The sequence below is a fragment of the Duganella sp. 3397 genome (assembly GCF_031456625.1).
Taxonomy (GTDB): Bacteria; Pseudomonadota; Gammaproteobacteria; order Burkholderiales; family Burkholderiaceae_D; genus Rugamonas; species Rugamonas phyllosphaerae.
Genome location: NZ_JAVDVB010000002.1, coordinates 211,553 through 229,122 on the forward strand (window position 1 = coordinate 211,553; position 17,570 = coordinate 229,122).

At 64.6% G+C, this 17,570-nt stretch carries 15 protein-coding genes; 7 read left to right on the forward strand and 8 right to left on the reverse strand.

Translation table 11 applies throughout. The features are described 5' to 3' along the window. Window positions 1–11: 11 nt before the first annotated feature. On the reverse strand, window positions 12–2,189 hold the full coding sequence (locus J2X54_RS05630; RefSeq protein ID WP_310178881.1) for a TonB-dependent siderophore receptor: 2,178 nt from the start codon (window positions 2,187–2,189) through the stop codon (window positions 12–14). A 142-nt stretch (window positions 2,190–2,331) separates the two neighbouring features. Here J2X54_RS05630 and J2X54_RS05635 point away from each other — a divergent pair, with 142 nt between their 5' ends. The 3 genes from J2X54_RS05635 (at window position 2,332) to J2X54_RS05640 (ending at window position 5,385) form a co-directional block, all read left to right on the forward strand. After that, window positions 2,332–4,470 carry a TonB-dependent siderophore receptor gene (locus tag J2X54_RS05635; protein ID WP_310178883.1) on the forward strand — a complete coding sequence of 713 codons (2,139 nt, stop codon included), beginning with the start codon at window positions 2,332–2,334 and terminating at the stop codon, window positions 4,468–4,470. A 101-nt stretch (window positions 4,471–4,571) separates the two neighbouring features. Further along, complete coding sequence (locus J2X54_RS25720) at window positions 4,572–4,931, forward strand: type II toxin-antitoxin system RelE/ParE family toxin (RefSeq protein ID WP_404990883.1); 360 nt, start codon at window positions 4,572–4,574, stop codon at window positions 4,929–4,931. 61 nt (window positions 4,932–4,992) lie between these two features. Further along, window positions 4,993–5,385 (forward strand): addiction module antidote protein, encoded by a 393-nt coding sequence (locus J2X54_RS05640; protein ID WP_070247243.1) that lies wholly within the window; start codon window positions 4,993–4,995, stop codon window positions 5,383–5,385. Window positions 5,386–5,416: 31 nt separating this feature from the next. Here J2X54_RS05640 and J2X54_RS05645 read toward each other — a convergent pair whose 3' ends face one another. After that, window positions 5,417–5,743, reverse strand: a complete 327-nt coding sequence (locus tag J2X54_RS05645) for an NIPSNAP family protein (RefSeq protein ID WP_070247244.1) — start codon at window positions 5,741–5,743, stop codon at window positions 5,417–5,419. Between the two features lie 137 nt (window positions 5,744–5,880). On the opposite strand from J2X54_RS05645, the gene J2X54_RS05650 reads away from it, so the two are divergent. Both J2X54_RS05650 and J2X54_RS05655 read left to right on the forward strand, forming a co-directional pair. Then, window positions 5,881–7,062 carry an endo-1,4-beta-xylanase gene (locus tag J2X54_RS05650; RefSeq protein WP_310178886.1) on the forward strand — a complete coding sequence of 394 codons (1,182 nt, stop codon included), beginning with the start codon at window positions 5,881–5,883 and terminating at the stop codon, window positions 7,060–7,062. Between the two features lie 10 nt (window positions 7,063–7,072). After that, entirely contained in the window at window positions 7,073–7,507 is a 435-nt protein-coding gene (locus J2X54_RS05655; RefSeq protein WP_310178888.1) for a DUF2177 family protein, read from the forward strand. Between the two features lies 1 nt (window position 7,508). On the opposite strand, the gene J2X54_RS05660 is transcribed toward J2X54_RS05655, so the two are convergent. The 4 genes from J2X54_RS05660 to J2X54_RS05675 all read right to left on the reverse strand — a co-directional run bounded on the left by J2X54_RS05660 (window position 7,509) and on the right by J2X54_RS05675 (window position 12,711). Beyond that, the gene (locus J2X54_RS05660) at window positions 7,509–9,260 is read right to left on the reverse strand and encodes a bifunctional diguanylate cyclase/phosphodiesterase (RefSeq protein WP_310178890.1); all 1,752 of its coding nucleotides are present in this window, start codon (window positions 9,258–9,260) and stop codon (window positions 7,509–7,511) included. Continuing rightward, entirely contained in the window at window positions 9,257–10,594 is a 1,338-nt protein-coding gene (locus tag J2X54_RS05665; protein ID WP_310178892.1) for a diguanylate cyclase, read from the reverse strand. Before J2X54_RS05665 ends, J2X54_RS05660 begins: the two co-directional genes overlap by 4 nt. Further along, complete coding sequence (locus tag J2X54_RS05670) at window positions 10,591–10,980, reverse strand: phosphonate transporter (protein ID WP_310178897.1); 390 nt, start codon at window positions 10,978–10,980, stop codon at window positions 10,591–10,593. The genes J2X54_RS05665 and J2X54_RS05670 overlap by 4 nt, the downstream gene beginning before the upstream one ends. 120 nt (window positions 10,981–11,100) lie before the next feature. Continuing rightward, entirely contained in the window at window positions 11,101–12,711 is a 1,611-nt protein-coding gene (locus J2X54_RS05675; RefSeq protein ID WP_310178900.1) for a methyl-accepting chemotaxis protein, read from the reverse strand. A 361-nt stretch (window positions 12,712–13,072) separates the two neighbouring features. Here J2X54_RS05675 and J2X54_RS05680 point away from each other — a divergent pair, with 361 nt between their 5' ends. Both J2X54_RS05680 and J2X54_RS05685 read left to right on the forward strand, forming a co-directional pair. Continuing rightward, window positions 13,073–14,059 carry a TauD/TfdA family dioxygenase gene (locus J2X54_RS05680; protein WP_310178902.1) on the forward strand — a complete coding sequence of 329 codons (987 nt, stop codon included), beginning with the start codon at window positions 13,073–13,075 and terminating at the stop codon, window positions 14,057–14,059. A gap of 2 nt (window positions 14,060–14,061) precedes the next feature. Next, window positions 14,062–14,976 (forward strand): AEC family transporter, encoded by a 915-nt coding sequence (locus J2X54_RS05685; RefSeq protein WP_310178904.1) that lies wholly within the window; start codon window positions 14,062–14,064, stop codon window positions 14,974–14,976. A gap of 81 nt (window positions 14,977–15,057) precedes the next feature. Here J2X54_RS05685 and J2X54_RS05690 read toward each other — a convergent pair whose 3' ends face one another. After that, a complete protein-coding gene (locus J2X54_RS05690) occupies window positions 15,058–16,380 on the reverse strand; it encodes an MFS transporter (RefSeq protein WP_310179829.1) in 1,323 nt (440 codons plus the stop codon). 92 nt (window positions 16,381–16,472) lie between these two features. Continuing rightward, window positions 16,473–17,549 (reverse strand): porin, encoded by a 1,077-nt coding sequence (locus J2X54_RS05695; protein WP_310178906.1) that lies wholly within the window; start codon window positions 17,547–17,549, stop codon window positions 16,473–16,475. Window positions 17,550–17,570 lie beyond the last annotated feature (21 nt).

A 17,570-nucleotide genomic window follows, 5' to 3' on the forward strand; every position in this document is an offset into this window, starting at 1 on the left:
TATCGGAGCGGTCAGAAGCCTACCGTGGCCGACAGCGTGACGCTGCGCGGCGCCCCCAGCACCAGCGCGCCCGAGTCGGACGACACCACCGCCGAGGCCCAGTAGTTGCGGTCGGCCACGTTGTCGATGCGCGCGCGCAGGGTGACGTCGCGGTCGGCAATGCGGGTGACGTAGCGCGCGCCCAGGTCGAAGCGGGTCCACGCGCCGATTTCCATGGTATTGGCCGGGTTGATGTACTGCCTGGACGTGTAGATCGCGCGGGCAGTCAGGGCCAGCCCGGCCGCGCCGGGCACATCCCACTCGGTACCCAGGTTGAGCTGGGTCTTCGGCGCACCGAGCGCGTCCTTGCCGGAGAACGCGGTGCCGCGCTGCTCGGCTTCGAGCAGCGACAGGCCGCCGAGCAGGCGCAAGCCCTGCGCAGGGACGCCGAACACGCTCACATCGAGGCCACGGTTACGCTGTTCGCCGCCGAGCGAGTACAGGCCGTTGAGCACACCGGTGCCGATCGGCTTGGCGGCGGTGTACAGCGCCGCGGTCATGCCGAGTTTGCCGCCATCATATTTGACGCCGACTTCCTTCTGCTTGGTCTTGTATGGCGACAGTACCGTGCCGCGATTCGAATAATCGCTACCGACGATGCCGCCTTGCACCAGGCCTTCGCTGTAGTTGGCGTACAGCGACAGGTCGCTGCGCACCTTGTAGACCACGGCCGCGACCGGGGTGGTGGCGCTGGCGTCGTAGTGGGTGGCGGTGGCCAGGCCGGTGTTGTAGGCGTAGCCCTGGTCCTTGATGGTCTGGCGGCGCGCGCCGAGCGTCAGCAGGACCGTGTCGCCCTGGAAGCCCATGGTGTCGGCGATGGCGTAGCTCGACAGGATAGCCTTCTGCGTGGTGCGCGGATCGTTGATGTCGTTGCCGTAGGAGAGGGCGGACGTGGGAATGAAAGTCGTGGTCGGCGCATACAGGTTGGTATTACCGAGGCCGAATCCGCCGAAGCCGTAGGCGTTGCGCGAATCGAGCCAGAAGCCCGAGGCGGACGCCACCAGCGTGTGCGTGACCGCACCGGTGGCCAGCTTGCCGCGCACGCCCGTTTCACCGGTGCGCGTGTTGCGTTTACCCGCGTTGTCGAAACGGTAGAAGCTGGCGGAGCCGTCGCTTGATAACGAGGTCATGTTCGCCAGGCTGTTGCTTTCCACGCCCGCGCGGCCGCCGAAGGCTGCCCAGGCGGTGACGTTCTGGTTGACGTCGTATTCGGCGCGCACGGTGCCGAAGGTGTCGCGCTCTTTCGAGTACGTCCACGGCTGGGCAGAGTTCTTCGAAGCGTCTGGTGCGGCTGGTACGGCCGTGCCGCTGACGGTCACGCTCGGGCGCGGCGCGGTCAGGTCAAAGTCCTGGTAGCCGAGGTCGGCCGAAACGCGCAGGTTGCCGGCGCGGTAATCGAGTCCCACCGTCAACAGGCTCACTTCGCTGCGCTGGTCATCGACACTGGTTTCACCCTTGCGCTTGACTGCATTGACGCGTACGCCGAACTGGTTGTTGTCACCGAAGCGGCGGCCGATATCGACCGCGCCATAGCCCTGGCCGCCGCTGGCAATGCCGGCCGTGAACTCGGTGAGCGGGGTGTTGCCGGCGCGCTTGGGCACCAGGTTGATCGCGCCGCCGAGGCCGCTGCCGCCGGGCGCGGCGCCGTTCAGGAAGCTGCTGGCGCCCTTGAACACTTCCACCCGTTCGAGCAATTCCGGCGAGACATACTGGCGCGGCAAGATGCCGTACAGGCCGTTGTAGCCGACGTCGTCCGAATACAGCTCGAAGCCGTGGATCACGTACGACTCCTGGAAATTGCCGAAGCCTCGCGTGACGCGCACGCCCGGATCGGCAGCCAGCACGTCGCCGATGCTGGCCGCTTGCTGGTCGGCGACGAATTGCGCCGTGTAATTGGTGGCGTTGAACGGCGCGCTCATCATGTCCACGTTGCCGAGGATGCCGAGGCGGCCGCCGCGCGCGACCTGGCCGCCAGCGTAGGCTTTCGACAGGCCGTCCTTCGAGGCGTCGGCCGAGGCGGTAATCGTGACCGTTGGCAGCGTTTCAGGTTCGGCAGCAGTGATGGCGGTGCTGCTCTGGGCGTGGGCGGTGGTGGCTAACAGGAAGGCGGCAAACGCCAATGGCGACATGGTGAAGGCGGGTTTTTGCATGGTGGTGGGCGACACGTGGACGGTGCATCGATAATAGGAATGATTATCATTATAGCCGTGCGAGGCGTGTGTTGCTTGCTGGTCCGCGCTGAATTACTTAGAATGCGAATTATTATCATTCTCAAAACAAGGAATTCCCACCATGTCGCACCGTGTCTCTTCGTTTCAACCGCGCCGCCTGGTGCTTGCAGTCTTGCTGGCTGAGCTGGCCGTGGGTAGCGCCGCCCCGGCATTGGCGCAGGCCCAGGACCAAGCCGCCGCCACCCTTCCAGCCGCGACCGACATCGCCGTCCTGCCGCAGGTGCTGGTGACGGGACAGGGTGAAACGGCCACCAGTGCGGTTGCCGGCTACCTGGCCAAACGCAGCGCCACAGCCACGAAGACCGATACCAGGTTGTCGGAAACCCCGCAGGCAGTCACCATCGTCACGCGCGACCAGGTCATCGACCAGGGCGCCAGCAACCTGCAGGACGCGCTCAACTACGCAGCCGGCGTGCGCTCGGACGCCTACGGCATCGATTCGCGCAACGACGGCATGCTGGTGCGCGGCGTCTCGCCCGACGAATACCTGGACGGCGTGCGCAAGTCGATGAGCTATTACACCAGCACCGCCCGTACCGATCCGTACACGCTCGAGCGCATCGAGGTGCTGCGCGGCGCCGCCGCCATGCTGTACGGGCAGGGCGGCACCGGCGGCGTGGTCAACATGGTGAGCAAGCGCCCGCAGGCCGTGGCGCAGAACGAGATCGGCGTGCAGGTCGGCAGCTACCAGCGCAAGCAGGTGCAGGGCGACTTCACCGGCCCGCTGACCGAAGACGGCAAGTGGCTGTACCGCCTGGTCGCGGTCAAGCGCGACGCCAACACCCAGGTCGATCATGTACCGGACGACCATGCGCTGGTGGCGCCATCCTTGACATGGAAACCCAACGCCGACACCACGCTGACCTTGCAGGCCCTCTGGCAGGATGATAAAACCGGCTCCACCTCGCAGTTCTTCCCGTGGTCCGGCGTGCTGACGAGCAACCCGAACGGCAAGATTCCAACCAACCGCTTCATCGGCGAGCCCGGTTTCGACCAGTACAACACCAAGCGCAAGACCATCGGCTGGACTTTCGAGACAGCCTTGAACCCCGACTGGAAACTGCGCCAGAGCATGCGCTACTCGTACAACAAGAACGACTACCGCACCATCTACGCCGACTCGTTCTCGCTGCCGGGCGGTTTCAACGCCGACCCGGTCAACCAGCGCGTGGTGGACCGCTTTGCCAGCGCCGCGCTGGCACAGACCAAGGTGTTCGGCCTCGATAACTCGGTGGAAGGCAACCTGGTCACCGGCAGCATCAAGCACAAGCTGCTGCTCGGCGTGGACTACCTGCATTACAAGCAGACCGGCTCGGCCGGCTACCCGGTGGCGACCCAGATCGACGTCTATAACCCGGTCTATACCGGTTTTACCTTCGATGACCTGGCGCTGCTGGCGGCCAATACCCAGAAGCAGACCGGCCTCTACGTGCAGGATCAACTGAGCCTGACGTCGAAACTGCTGCTCACCCTGGGCCTGCGCCACGATAAGGCGCGCAACGAGACCGAGGGCGCGGAGAGTCAGAAATCGAGCGCGACCACCAAGCGCGCTGGCTTGATGTATTTGTCGGACAGCGGCGTGTCGCCGTATGTCAGCTATAGCGAATCGTTCACCCCGGTGGCCAACAGCGCCCAGGGCCAGGTCTTCAAGCCGCTGCGCGGCGAGCAATGGGAGGCGGGCGTCAAGTACGAGCCGGCCGGTCGTAACCTGTCGTTGAACGCTGCCGCGTACCGCTGGAAAGAAAAGAACCAGCTGGTGGCCGTCACGCCAGTGCTGTCGGCCCAGCTCGACAGCACCAGCGCCCGTGGCGTGGAACTGGAAGCGCGCGGCCAGGTGGCCAGGGGGCTGGAACTGATTGCCCAGTACAACTACATCGACCTCGACGAGCAGCTCAACGGTATCCCGTCGCAACAGGCGTCGCTGTGGACCAAGTACAGCTTTGCCGCTGCCGGGGTGACCGGGTTGTCGGTGGGCGGCGGCGTGCGCCACATGAACGCCTTCCGCGACGGCAACGCTCCGACCACGCCGGACGTCACCCTGGTCGACGCCATGTTGTCATGGGACAGCCCGAGCTGGCGCGTGGCGCTCAACGTCAACAACCTCGGCAACAAAACCTACGTGGCCACGTGCCTGAGCCGGGGCGACTGCTGGTTTGGCGCCAAGCGCAACGCGGTGTTGTCGGCGACGTACCGCTGGTAAGAACCTGTCCCAGTAATGTAGCCCAGGTGCTGCACGCGAAAATTATCCATCCATGGGTATTTTAGATTGCAGCACCGTAATCGAGTGAATACAATGGATGCATGAAGACGACGAAGCTCACTCCATCGTTTCAGGCCTGGCTTGACGGAATCAAGGATGAGATTACTCGGGCGACCATTGTTCAGAAGATTTCTAATCTTCAACGCGGCCTGGGTGATACCAGGTCTCTTGGGGATGGCCTGAAGGAGCTACGGATTCATTTCGGCGCCGGGTGGAGGGTTTACTACATCGAGGTCGAGGGTACTTTACTTTCTTGCTCGCCGGCGGGATCAAGCGTACTCAGGCGTCGGACATTGCAGCAGCGAAGGGCGCTTGCAAACATCAAGACTGCGTCTGCGGCGAGGACCAGAACGGTCGGCAAGCCAACCGCAAAGCCGGCAGCCAAGTCCCCTAAACAGTGATGCCTTTAGTTCCAGGCGCAACGCCATTATTCACAGACAATACATCGGTAGGGAGTTAATCATGGATGAGCACGGAATCACTCTGGCCGATCTGGACGGACTGGGTCTGATCGAATTCGACCCTGCGGAATACATTACCAGCGATGAGGCTGCTGCTGCCTACATTACTCAGGCATTGGAAACAAATGATGCTGCTATCTTTGCAGCTGCGGTCGGCGACGTGGCGCGTGCGCGAGGGATGGCGGAAATCGCCAAGGCGTCCGGCCTGGCGCGCGAAGGTTTATACAAGGCGCTACGGCCGAATAGCCAGCCGCGCATGGAGACGATCACGCGCGTCCTTGGTGCACTGAATGTACGGTTTAAAGTAGAAGTCATTCCACCGGACGAAAGGATATCGGCAGCCAAGCCTGTGACGAAGGCCTCTGCCAAGTCGGTCGTTAAGCCGTCTGCGTAGAGGCCTGCCACAAAAAATCCTGCAGCGGAAATCAGCGCAGTGGCGAATACCCGGTCGGCGACAGGAACGAATTCTCGATATGGCCGACGATCGGCGCCTCGGCTTCGGACGCCGCGCGTTTTGTTATCCATTCGGGATCGACCATGAAATTATTCCATTTGGTCTCGCGCTCGGCCAGGCTGTTCCACTTGAGCAGGTAGGTCAGGGTCTGGTTGCTGGGCCCCACCAGGGTGGTGAAAAAGCCGGCAGGTTCGATGCCGTGTTTTTCCCACAGGGGCAGCGTGACGTTCTGGAAGCGCTCGTGCAGGGCGGGCAGGCGGCCCGGCAGGCAGTGATAAACACGTAATTCGACGATCATGGTGCATCCTTTATCAGTGGTGGTCGCCCAAGAATACCTGCGACCGGCGCTGCCGTCCAGATCGCTACCGTCAGCAAAGCAAACCTTGTCCAGCGTGCGCCGCTTGCATTAAGATGGCAACTCCTCGAAGGAGAGCCATGCCCAACCGCAGAACCGTACTCACCATGTTTGGCGCCGCCGCCGGCGCCCTGATGTTGCCCGCCGTCGCTGCCAGCGACGTATCGTTGAAAGATATCGCCGCCAGAAAAGGCATGCGCTTCGGCTGCGCTGTCGGCGGCCGAGGCGGGGCGGGGGCAGGCGTCCGCTTTGCCGACACCGCTTACGGTCAGCTGCTCGAGCGCGAATGCGGTGTGGTCGTGTCCGAGAACGCCACCAAGTGGCCGGCCTTGCAGCCGCAACCGGGGCCGCACCGCTTTGCGGCCGCCGACGAGATGGTCGCGTGGGCCAGGGAGCAGCGCATGCTGGTGCGCGGCCATAACTTGCTGTGGCAATCGCGGCGCTGGCTGCCGGACTGGGTCAACCAGTACGATTTCGGCCCGGAGCCAGCGCGCGTGGCCGAGCGCCTGATGACCGAGCACATCAAGGCGGTATGCACCCACTTCGGCCGTGACATGTTCAGCTACGACGTCGTCAACGAGGCGGTCGATCCCAAGACCGGCGAGCTGATCGTCAACGTCCTGAACCAGAAGATGGGTGCGCTGGAACAGATCGACATGGCGTTCGTGCTGGCGCGCCAGTTCGCGCCTGGCGCCCAACTGGTCTACAACGATTACATGGGGCCTGGCCCCGGCAGCGCCAAACACCGCGCCGGCGTGCTGGCGCTGCTGGGCGCGCTGCGCGCACGCGGCACGCCGATCGACGCGCTCGGGCTGCAAAGCCATGTCGGCAACACGTTGCCTGCTGCAGCCACTGCCGCTGGCAGCGAATGGCGCAAGTTCCTCGACGAAGTGTCCGGCATGGGCTACGACCTCCTGATTACCGAATTCGATGTCAACGACCGCCAGTTGCCGGCCGACCTGGCCGCGCGCGACGCTGGCGTGGCGGCGATTGCGCGCGATTATCTCGACCTGACGCTGAGCTACCCGCGCTGCCGCGATTTCCTGCTGTGGGGAATGGCCGACAACGTGAGCTGGCTGCAACATTGGGAAGAGGCGCGCCGCGCCGACGGCCTGCCGCAGCGGTGCACGCCGTACGACAGCGAGTTACGCGCGAAGCCGCTGCGCGAGACCATCGCGTACGCGCTGAAAATCATGCCGCCGCGCTTGAATGCCGTGCAAGGTCAGATTTATCGTCCCGAAGCAAACCAGTTGTCGAGATAAAGGACATCCCATGCCTGCTACCGATCCGGCGCAAGCCCTTAGCGTGCAACAGTGGCTGCTGGCCTATGGCGGCACCTTGCTCACCATGCTGATCCTCGACGCCTTGTGGATCGGCCTGTACATGGCGCCCGCCTACAAGTCGGCGCTGGGGGACCTGATGCTGCCGCAACCGCGGCTGGCCAGCGCCGCCGCCTTCTACCTGCTGTTTGCCGCCGGCGTGGCGTTCCTGGCCGTGGCCCCCGGCTTGCGCTCAGTCAGCTGGCAGACCGCAGCAGTGCATGGCGCGGTGCTGGGCTTGACCGCGTACGCCACTTACGATCTGACCAATTACGCCATCCTCAAGGTCTGGCCGCTGGGCTTGACGCTGGCCGATATCGCCTGGGGCGCGGTGCTCACGGCGGCCGCAGCCGCCGGCGGCTGGTTTGCCGCCAACCGCTGGGGCTGAATTAATGCGCAGCCGCTGGCTGCGCCGTGTGCGCAGTGAGCCACTGCTGCAACGCTGCACTCTCGAGCGGCCGGCTGTACAGATAACCTTGCCCCTTGTCGCAGCCTTGCGCATGGGCCACATTGGCCTGTTCCAGGGTTTCGATGCCTTCCGCCACCGTGGTCATGCCCAGGCTGCGGGCGACCAGCACCGTCGCTTCGATCAGCACCTTGTGGTGTGCACTGCCCGCTGCCAGGCTCACGAACGAGCGGTCGATCTTGACTGTATCCACCGGCAGCAGGTGCAGGCTCGACAGCGACGAATAGCCGGTGCCGAAATCGTCGAGCGCCAGCTTCACGCCAAGTTGCTTGAGGCCGAGCAGCTGGTGCTGGATATCGGCGCCTTGCGCCGCCAGGCTTTCGGTAATTTCCAGTTGCAGTTGCGCCGCCGGCATGCCGCTGGCGGCCAGAATCGCGGCCACCTTGTCGCACAGGTCGGCCTGGGTCAGTTGCGCGCGTGACAGGTTGACCGCCAGCAGGCGCGGCGCGGCAGTACCCAGTCGCCGCTGCCAGGCGACGAAGTCGCGGCATGAGGTGGCCAGCACCTGCTCGCCGATCGCGTGGATCAGGCCGGTCGATTCGGCAATGCCGATGAAATCGATGGGACTCACCAGGCCGCGCACCGGGTGGCGCCAGCGCACCAGCGCTTCCACGCCCGCGCCCGGATCCGTGTGGCCGTCTGCCAGCAGGCCCACCACTGGCTGGTACACATTGAACAGTTCGGCGCGCTCGACGGCGGTGCGCAAATCCGCTTCCAGGCTGCTGCGCAGCAGTGCCTGGTCGCGCATTTCCTGCTCGAACGCCACTGCGCGGTTGCCCCCCTGCGCCTTGGCCACGGCCATGGCGATGGCCGCGTCGCGCAGCAGGTCGTCGGCATCGTTCTCGCCGGTTTTCAATACCACCAGCCCCAGGCTGAACGTCAGCGCGAGCTCCTGTTCACGCACGCGGTAGGGCAGCCCCAGGCGCTCGAGCAGGCGGCTGGCGATGCGCTCCACCACGCCGGGCTCCGGCAAGCCATCGAGCAGCACGGCAAACTCGTCGCCGCCCACGCGGGTGACCGCTTCCATCACCATGCCGCCGTCGCCGGGACGTCCGCCCGAGCGCAGCGTCGAGCGCAGGCGTTCGCCCACCAGCGTAATGACCTGGTTGCCCGCCGCGTTGCCCAGCGTATCGTTGACCTGCTTGAAGCGGTCGAGGTTGACCAGCAGCACCGCGCAGTGGTCGCCGGTGGCAGACCTGGTGCGCGCTGTCATCTTGCGCAGCAGGGTCATGGTGCCGGCCCGGTTGGGCAACTGCGTGAGCGTATCGAGCTGGGCCGCGCTGGCCAGCAGGCGCTGTTCGCGCACCACTTCGTGGGTGGCGTCCAGCAGCACCGCCATCAAGCGGTTGTCGTCGAGTTTCAGCAGGCCGAGCGAAAGCACGGCAGGGCCGTCGGCAGCGCCATGGGTTTCGTCAACGACGATGCGGCGGCCTTCGCAGACCACGCCCTGCTGGTCCGAAAATTGGGCGCACAGCTGCGGCAAATCCGGCGCGTGGCGGCGCAGCACGTGGAAAAAGTTTTCCATGTCGCCGTCCGGCGCCAGCGGCATCAACAGGCGCGAGGCCATCGGGTTGAGCAGTTCGATGGCGCCGTCCTTTTGCAACTGGATCAGCGCCACCGGCGCCCGGTACAGGAACTGTACCAGCGCTTCGTAAGCAAGTTCGCCTTCGCTCATGCCTGCTCCGGTGCCGGGTTCTGCCAGATCGCTACCTGGTTGCGGCCGCGCCGCTTGGCCGCGTACAGCGCTTCGTCGGCGCGCTTGATCAGGCCATCGAAGCCGGTAAGGGTATCGTCCATGACCGCCACGCCGATGCTGATCGAATAGGCGATCGTCTGTTGTTCGTAGAGGGCGGGGGTGCGCACCACCTCGGCGCGCAGGCGTTCGGCAATCACCCGCGCGTCGTCCAGCGCCACGGACGGCAGGATGACGGCGAATTCCTCGCCGCCGATGCGGGCGAGCACGTCCACCTGGCGGCATACGCTGCGCATGGTCTGGGCCAGGTGGGCCAGTACCGCGTCGCCGGCCGGGTGGCCATGGCGGTCGTTGATGGCCTTGAAATGGTCGGCGTCGATCACGAGCAGCGCCACCGGGCGCACGGCTTTCAGGCGGCGCGTCAGTTCCAGGTCGGCTGCTTCGAAGAAGGCGCGGCGGTTCGACAACCCGGTCAGGTGGTCGCTGTAGGCGGCCTTGCGCAGGTTTTCGCTCAGGTCGCGGCGGTCGGAAATATCGCGAATGATCATGCAGTAAGCAGGATCGCCATCGGTCCGGGGGACTGGCGAAGGCGCGGTGTCGTCGGCGCGCGCGGGCAGCGGCGAAATCATCGCGCTGCCCCAGAATTCGCTGCCGTCGGCGCGCTGGCGCAGGCCCTCGTCGAGGGTCCAGCCGTTCTCGTCGGCTTCGCGCAGGCGGTCCAGTTGCTGCGCCTCGGTGGTGGCGCCGTCGGGATAGAAGCGGGCGTACGGCTGGCCCTTGATGGCCTCTGCCTCGTAGCCGGTCACGCGCTGTATGCTTTCGTTCCACGATTCGACCCGGCCCTGGCGGTCGAGGCTGACCAGGGCGTAGTCGCTGATATTGGTCATGATGGCATTGAGCCAGGCATCGGTTTTGCGCAACTGGCGCTCGCGCCGGTCTTGTTCGGTGACGTCGGTGAGCACCGCCATCAAGCGGTCGGCGTCAAGTTTCAACATGCTGAGCGACATCACCTGGGGACCGCCGGTCTTGTCGTCCGCGTGCACATACAGGCGGATGGCGTCGCAGATCGGGCCTTGCGGCGCGGCGTAGCTGGCGCATTGCAGGCGCAGATCGGGGGCGACCGGCGCCAGTGCGTCGAACAGGTTGATCAGTTCGCCGTCGCGGCTGAGCGGCATCAGCAGTTGCGCCGACACCGGGTTGAGCATCTGGATGGCGCCATCGGCGTCAAGCTGCACCAGTCCCACCGGCGCCATGTACATGAATTGCAGCAGCGCTTCGTATTCCTGCGCATCGGGATGGTCGGGGGCGGTGCTCACGGCCGCTGCACCAGCACGTAACCCAGCGTGGCGCCGGGCAGGTACAGCAGCCGCAGCTTGACTTTGGTGGGGCGCATGCGCAAGGTCAGCACGTAGTTGATGGTGTCGTCGAGCGGTACGCCTTCGGTCCGCGCGTCCGCAAAGCGCTGGGCCACCATGAAGTTGTTCATGCACGGCGCCACCGCGAGAAACAGGTCCTGGCCCAGCACGCGTGCGGCGCGCAGGCCGGCCGCCTGCGATTCGAACGCGTTGTAACGCTGGACGCGGCCGTCGTCGTCAAAACCGATCACCCCGAAACCCAAGGTGTCCAGCGCCTCAGCGTCGCTGTGTTCCAGCAAGGCTGCGAGGTCGGGTTGGTCGAACGGTGTTTCGGCTGGTAATGTCATGGTCGGATTCCTTCACGGTGGGCAACGAGAAGGGTAACATTGTCTTGCGGCAATTTACCACTGCTCACACCTGGCTTATGTGCGCTATATGTGCGCCACTTAGCATTCGCGTGAGGAAACTCAAGCCCGGAGACGTTTGCGGCTCGAGTTTGTTGCCACGACCCGGGCCGCAGACCTGGCCAACTGGAACACCGACACCAGCTCGCTCAGCGCGGCAGCCTGCTGCTGCATGCTCTGCGAAGCGGCCGTTGCCTCTTCCACCAGCGAGGCGTTTTGCTGCGTCACGGCGTCCATGCCGGCGATCGCAGTGTTGACCTGCTCGATACCGGCGCGCTGCTCGGCGCCGGCGGCGCTGATCTCGCTCATGATGTCGGTCACGCGACGCACGCTGACCACCACGTCTTCCATGGTGGCGCCGGCCTGCTCGACCAGTTTGCTGCCGCTTTCGACCTGGTTGACCGAGTCGCTGATCAGTTCCTTGATTTCCTTGGCTGCCGCTGCCGAGCGCTGGGCCAGGTTGCGCACTTCGGAAGCGACCACGGCAAAGCCGCGACCCTGTTCGCCGGCGCGCGCAGCCTCGACCGCCGCGTTCAAGGCCAGGATATTGGTCTGGAAGGCGATGCCGTCGATGACGGCGATGATGTCGACGATCTTGCGCGACGACTGGTTGATCGAGCCCATGGTCTGCACCACCTGCGACACCACGGCGCCGCCTTTTTGCGCCACGGCCGAAGCGCTCAGCGCCAGGTCGTTCGCCTCGCTGGCGCTGGCCGAGTTTTGCTTGACGGTGCTGGTCAGCTCTTCCATCGACGCGGCGGTTTCCTCGAGCGACGCAGCTTGCTGCTCGGTACGGGCCGACAGGTCGACATTGCCGGCGGCAATTTGCTGCGAGGCGGTGGCGATGGTGTCGGTGCCGGTGCGCACCTCCTGGACCAGGCCGGCCAGGCTGTCGCGCATCGATTTCATGGCGAACAGCAGGCTGTCCTGGTCGCCGGGGCGGGTGTCGATGGCGACTGTCAGGTCACCGTCGGCAATCTTGCCGGCAATTTTGACCGCGTAGTCAGGCTCACCACCGAGTCGCTTGACCAGCCAGCGCGTAATCAGCGTCGCGCACAGGGCGCCCAGTACGACCGAGCCGATCAGCAACGTGATGATCCAGAACCGCGCCGAGTCGTACAGCGCATCGGCTTTATCGGAGGCGGCGTCGCCGCCGTCGCCGTACAGCGTGACCAGCTTGTCGATCTGGCCACGCAGGGCGACGATCAATTTATTCGATTCGCCGCGCAGCAGCTGTTTCGCGGTGTCGCTCTCGGCCGCGCGCGAGGCGGCGCGGATCTTGCCGTCTTCGATCATGTAGCGGTCCCACAGCGACAGGAATTCGCCGTAGAGCGCTTTTTCTTCGGGCGTGGCAATCAGCTTGGCGTAGGTGTCCTGCATCTTGCGCAGGTCCACCAGGTCGTTGGCGATGACCTTGTCGTACTTGTCCATCTCGGCCGGGTCGGTGGAAATGATGTACTGGAATTCGCGGGTGCGCACGCGGGCGATCTGGGCCTTGAGGTCCTGTACCACGCGCATCGCCGGCATCCAGCGCTCGGACAACTCGGTGGATGCGCTGTTGATCTGCGCCAGTTTTACGATGGCAAAGATATCGACAGCTGCAGCCAGCGCCAGCACCAGCGCAAACGCCAGCCCCAACTTGGTTGCCAGCTTCAAATTACGTAACGAAGTCATAAAAGAATCCTTCAGACAATGAGCGACGGCGCGCCCTGGTGTGTTATTGGAAGAGACAAGTTAGAATGTGTGACAATTGCCACAAAGAAACGGATAATATCACGTCGCAATTATTTCTGTATCCTAAAAATATTGGCAAGAGGGCCAAGTAATTTCTCCATAGACACATTTATGCTAACAATAATCATCAATAGATTATTTAGTAGTGAATATTGACCCGGGAACCCCGCAGCGCCGCATTCCGTCGTGGTTGAACCGGAAAGCGTCCCAAAGTATGGTCGTTCCATCATGTTGCATTGCAATATGGTGTGGCTTAGTATTCCGGGAGTGTTGCCACAAGGCACTTCTTTAGGAGATCTAGATGGGCATAGCACTTCAGCAATCCCCGAATGTATTCGTCAACCACCGTAATTTCGACTGGGGCTATGACCAAGACGCAATTATCGCGCTGGTCGGCCGCTACTTCAGCGACTTCAACGGTAACGGCTTCTATCCGCACCCGGACGAGGTGGCCTTGCGGCGCGCGCTGCTGACCATCCCGTCACTGCATGCTTTGCAGCGCTACATTGGCGGCGCCGAGGCGCGCGGCCTAGCGATCACCGGCCTCGGCCTTGCCGGCCTCGACGAGGCGCCGCGCAACGCCGTGCTGTACGCGATAGCGCTGAGCCTCGGTTATCCGACCTCGACCGACCAGCGTACCCAGCGCGTGGCCTGGGATATCCGCGCCCGGCCCGGCAGTGCGCCCAAGAGCAGCTTCGTGACGTTTTCGGAGCGGGTCGGCAGTGCCGACATGCATACCGACTCGTCGTTCTATCCGATGCCGGAAGAACAGTTCCTGTTGTACGTGGTCACTGCTGCGCGTTGCGGTGGCGGCGCTTCCCTGCTGATCGCGGTCGATGACCTCTACGAAGAACTGCAGCGCAGCGAGGCCGGCCGCGAAGCCTGCGCGCTGCTGTTCGCGACGCCATTGCCATTTCGCGTGCCGTCGGTGTACGCGGCCAGCGACGAGCAGGTGGAAATCGAACTGGCGCCGGTGTTCGAGCGGCAGGGCGGAGCGCTGACCATGCGCTGGCGCTACGACGCGCTGCTCAAGGGCCTGGCGGCCCGGCCGGCGCTCGATACGCCAGCCGTGCGCGCAGCGCTGGACTTGCTGCACGAAGTGATCGAACAGCGCGCGCCACGCTTTTGCCAGCAGTTGCCGGACGATACCCTGCTGTGGGCGGACAACCGGCGCACCCTGCATGGCCGCGCTGACTACACCGATGCGGCGCGTCACCTGATCCGCATCCGCATGGCCAACAGGCCGAATGCCGAGCGTGTCGGACCCTCCGGCATTTCGGCGGATTGAACATGGTGAATGCGATTCTGCCGGTATTGCTGATCATTGCGCTGGGGGTGGCGATCCGGCGCTTCGGCTGGCTGCCGGAAGCCTTTTTTCCATCGATAGAAAAATTTTCGTACAACATCTGTTTCCCGGCGCTGCTGTTCAGCGGCACGGCGCGGTTAAGCTTTCAGTCGGCGCAGGTCGGTGAGCTGGCGCTGGCCACGGTGCTGCCAACCCTGCTGGTGACGGTCGTGGCCTTGCTGGCGCTGTTGCCGGCGCGGGACATGCCGGACGCGGCGCGGTCGTCGGTGGTGCAGGGAGCGGTCCGGCCCAACACCTATTTTGGCATCGCCGTCTCGGCGCTGTTGTTTACGCCGCCAACGGCGGCGCTGGTGATGTTGGCGCTGGCGTTGTGCCTGCCGCTGGTCAATGTGATCTCGGTGATCGCGCTGTCATGGTGGAGCGGGGTGCCCACCCAGCCGGCGCGCATCGCACGCAACCTGGCCACCAATCCCATCATCCTGTCCACGCTGGCCGGCGTGATCTGGAGCGTGGCCGGCCTGCCATTGCCGGCGCCGCTGTTCAATACGCTCGACATCCTGGGCAAGGCGGCCCTGTGCCTGGGGCTGATTTGCGTGGGCAGCGGACTGGTGTTTTCACTGCAGGGCTTGCGTCCGCTGGCGCTGGGCACGACGTCGATACTGAAGCTGCTGGTGCTGCCGCTGCTGGCGGCCAAGGTGTGCTTGCTGTTCGCGGTGTCGGCCCCGGTGGCGCTGGCGGCCTGTTTCTATTGCGCGCTGCCCACCGCGCCCAATGCCTACATCATGGCCAAGCAGATGGGTGGCGACACCCGCCTGATGGCCGCGCTGATCACCGCGCAAACCTTGCTGGCGGCGCTGACGGTGCCGCTCAGCGGGCAGTTCCTGCAATGGCTGGCATGAGCCTGGACTGATGCTGAATTGTTCGGCATGCCGCACACTGGACGCGAAGCCAGCTGCGGCAGCCGATGGGACAGCGGCGCGTCAGGCCTGCGAGGCCAGCTGCCCCGGCTGGTCGGACTTCGGCCGGCTGCGCGCGAACAGCACTGCGATCGCGCCCAGCAGCGAAGCGCAGGCCAGGCCGTACAGGCCGCCCTGGATCGAGCCGGTGCGCTGCTCCAGCATGCCGAACGCGGCCGGGGCGACGAAACCGCCGAGGTTGCCCACCGAGTTGATCAGCGCGATCACGGCGGCAGCGATGCGCACGTCGAGATACGATTGCGGGATCGGCCAGAACAGGGACGAGGCCGCTTTGAAGCCGATCGCCGCGAAGCAAATGGCCACGAAGCCGTACACCGGGTTGCCGGTCGAGGCCGATGCGAACATGCCGGCGCCGGCCACGGCAAACGCGGCGGCAGTCCAGCCCTGCTGGTGCTTGTAGCGCTGCGCGAGCGCGGCGAAGATATACATGGCCACGATCGAAATCAGCCATGGCACCGAATTGAACAGGCCCACTTCGAACTCGCTGAAATGCCCCATCTTCTTGATGATGGTCGGCAGCCAGAAGGTGGCGCCATAAATGGTCAGCGCGATCATGAAGTAGATGGTGCAAAACAGCACGATCTGCGGATCGCGCAGCAGGTGCAGGCTGCTGCCGTGGTGGCCCTTGGCGTTGTGGGCGGCCTCGCGCTCCAGTTGTTCGGCGGCGATGGCGTCGGTCAGGGCGTCGCGTTCAGCGTTACTGAGCCACTTGGCGTCGCGCGGCTCGGAGTCGAGCAGGAACCACACGGCCACGCACAACACCATCGAGAAGCCGCCTTCGATCAGGAACATCCACTGCCAGCCGTGCAGGCCGAGTCCCTCCACCTGCAGCAGGCCGCCCGTGATCGGCCCCGACAGCACCGAGGCCGCCGCCGAACCGCTCAGGAACACCGCCATCGCCTTGCCGCGCTCGGCGCGCGGCAGCCAGCGTGTAAAGTAATACACCACGCCGGGGAAGAAGCCCGCTTCGGCCACGCCGAGCAGGAAGCGCAGCGCATAGAACGAGTTCGGGCCCTGGGCGAACGCCATGGCCGCAGCCGCGATGCCCCAGGTGAACATGATCCTGGTTAGCCAGGCCTTGGCGCCCACCTTTTGCAGCATCATGTTCGATGGCACCTCGAACAGCGCGTAGCCGATGAAAAACAGGCCGGCGCCGAAACCGAAGGTGGCGGCGTCGATGCCGAGGTCGGCGCTCAGGTGCGGACGCACGAAGCCGATGTTGACGCGGTCGATGTAGTTGGCGATGAACATGACGACCAGCAGCGGCAGCAGGCGCCACTTGACCTTGCTGATCGCGCGGGCCAGCAGCGGGTTGGTGCTGTCCATGGATGTTGTTGGTGGTTGTTGCACGGTGATCTCCTGGTTCTAGGGATGCGTAACGACGAGGCGGGGCCAGACGGGCGGCGGGCCTGCCCAGGTCAAAAGGTAAAGCGCATGCCGAGGTTGACGGCGCGGTCGCCGCTGCCGCCGTCGCTGGCATTGCCCAGCGTGTAGCTGGCGCCGCGCCGGTTGTTCATGCGCGCATAGATCGCGTACAGGTCGGTGCGGCGCGACAGCGCGTAGCGGTAGCCGAGCGCCAGCTGGTCGGCGTCCTGGTTGGCCGCTTCCTTGTCGTTCTTGTGGATCCACGAGGCCAGCAGCGTGTGCGGACCGCGCGGCAGGCTCACGCCGAGCAGGGTGTCGGTGCTGTCGCGGGTGACCGTGGTGGCCACCGGCACCACCGCGTAGCCATAGGGATTGGTGCTGTTGCGCAGGGTGGAGCTGAGCGGGCCCTTGTTGACGCCGTAGGCGAAGAACAGCTTGGCGACCTTGAAGTTGTAGGTAGCGGCCAGCAAAGTATTGCGCGCGCTGGCCAGGCGCGTGGTGGCGGTGTCGTTGCTCTTGTCGTGGTAGTTCAGGCGCACCGCCAGCGGGCCGTCGCTGTAGTTCAGGCCGACGCCGCGCGAACTGGCGGCCGAGGCATCGCCGGCGATTTCGCCGGCCGCGTACACCAGCTCGCCGCTAAAGCCGTGCAGCACCGGGCTGGCGTACTTGATGCTGTTGTCCATGCGGCCGCCGTTGGACACCGCATTGATCAGGTTTTTTTCGTCGGCCGAAGTGCCGCTGACGAAGGGATCGGCAAACACCGCCGCCAGGTAGTGCGGGGCGTACTGGCGCCCGAAGGTAAGGGTGCCGAGCCTGGTATTGCCGATGCCCACGAAGGCCTGGCGGCCGAACAGCACGCCGCCCTGGCCGGACGCGCCGGTGTCGGCCTGGATTCCGCTCTCTAGCACGAACAGCGCGGTGCTGCCGCCGCCAAGGTCTTCGGTGCCCTTGAAGCCGAGCCGCGAACCGGACGAGATGCCGCCGGTGAGCTTGGTGACCGAGCCGGCCTTGTTGCCGCCTTCAAAGGACAGTCCGGCGTCGAGCACGCCGTAGATGGTCACGCTGGACTGGCTCCAGGCGCAAGGGGAGAGCAGCAACATCGCTGCTGCCATGATTTTTTTCTGGTGCATCTGTGTCTCCTGTCGTTATAT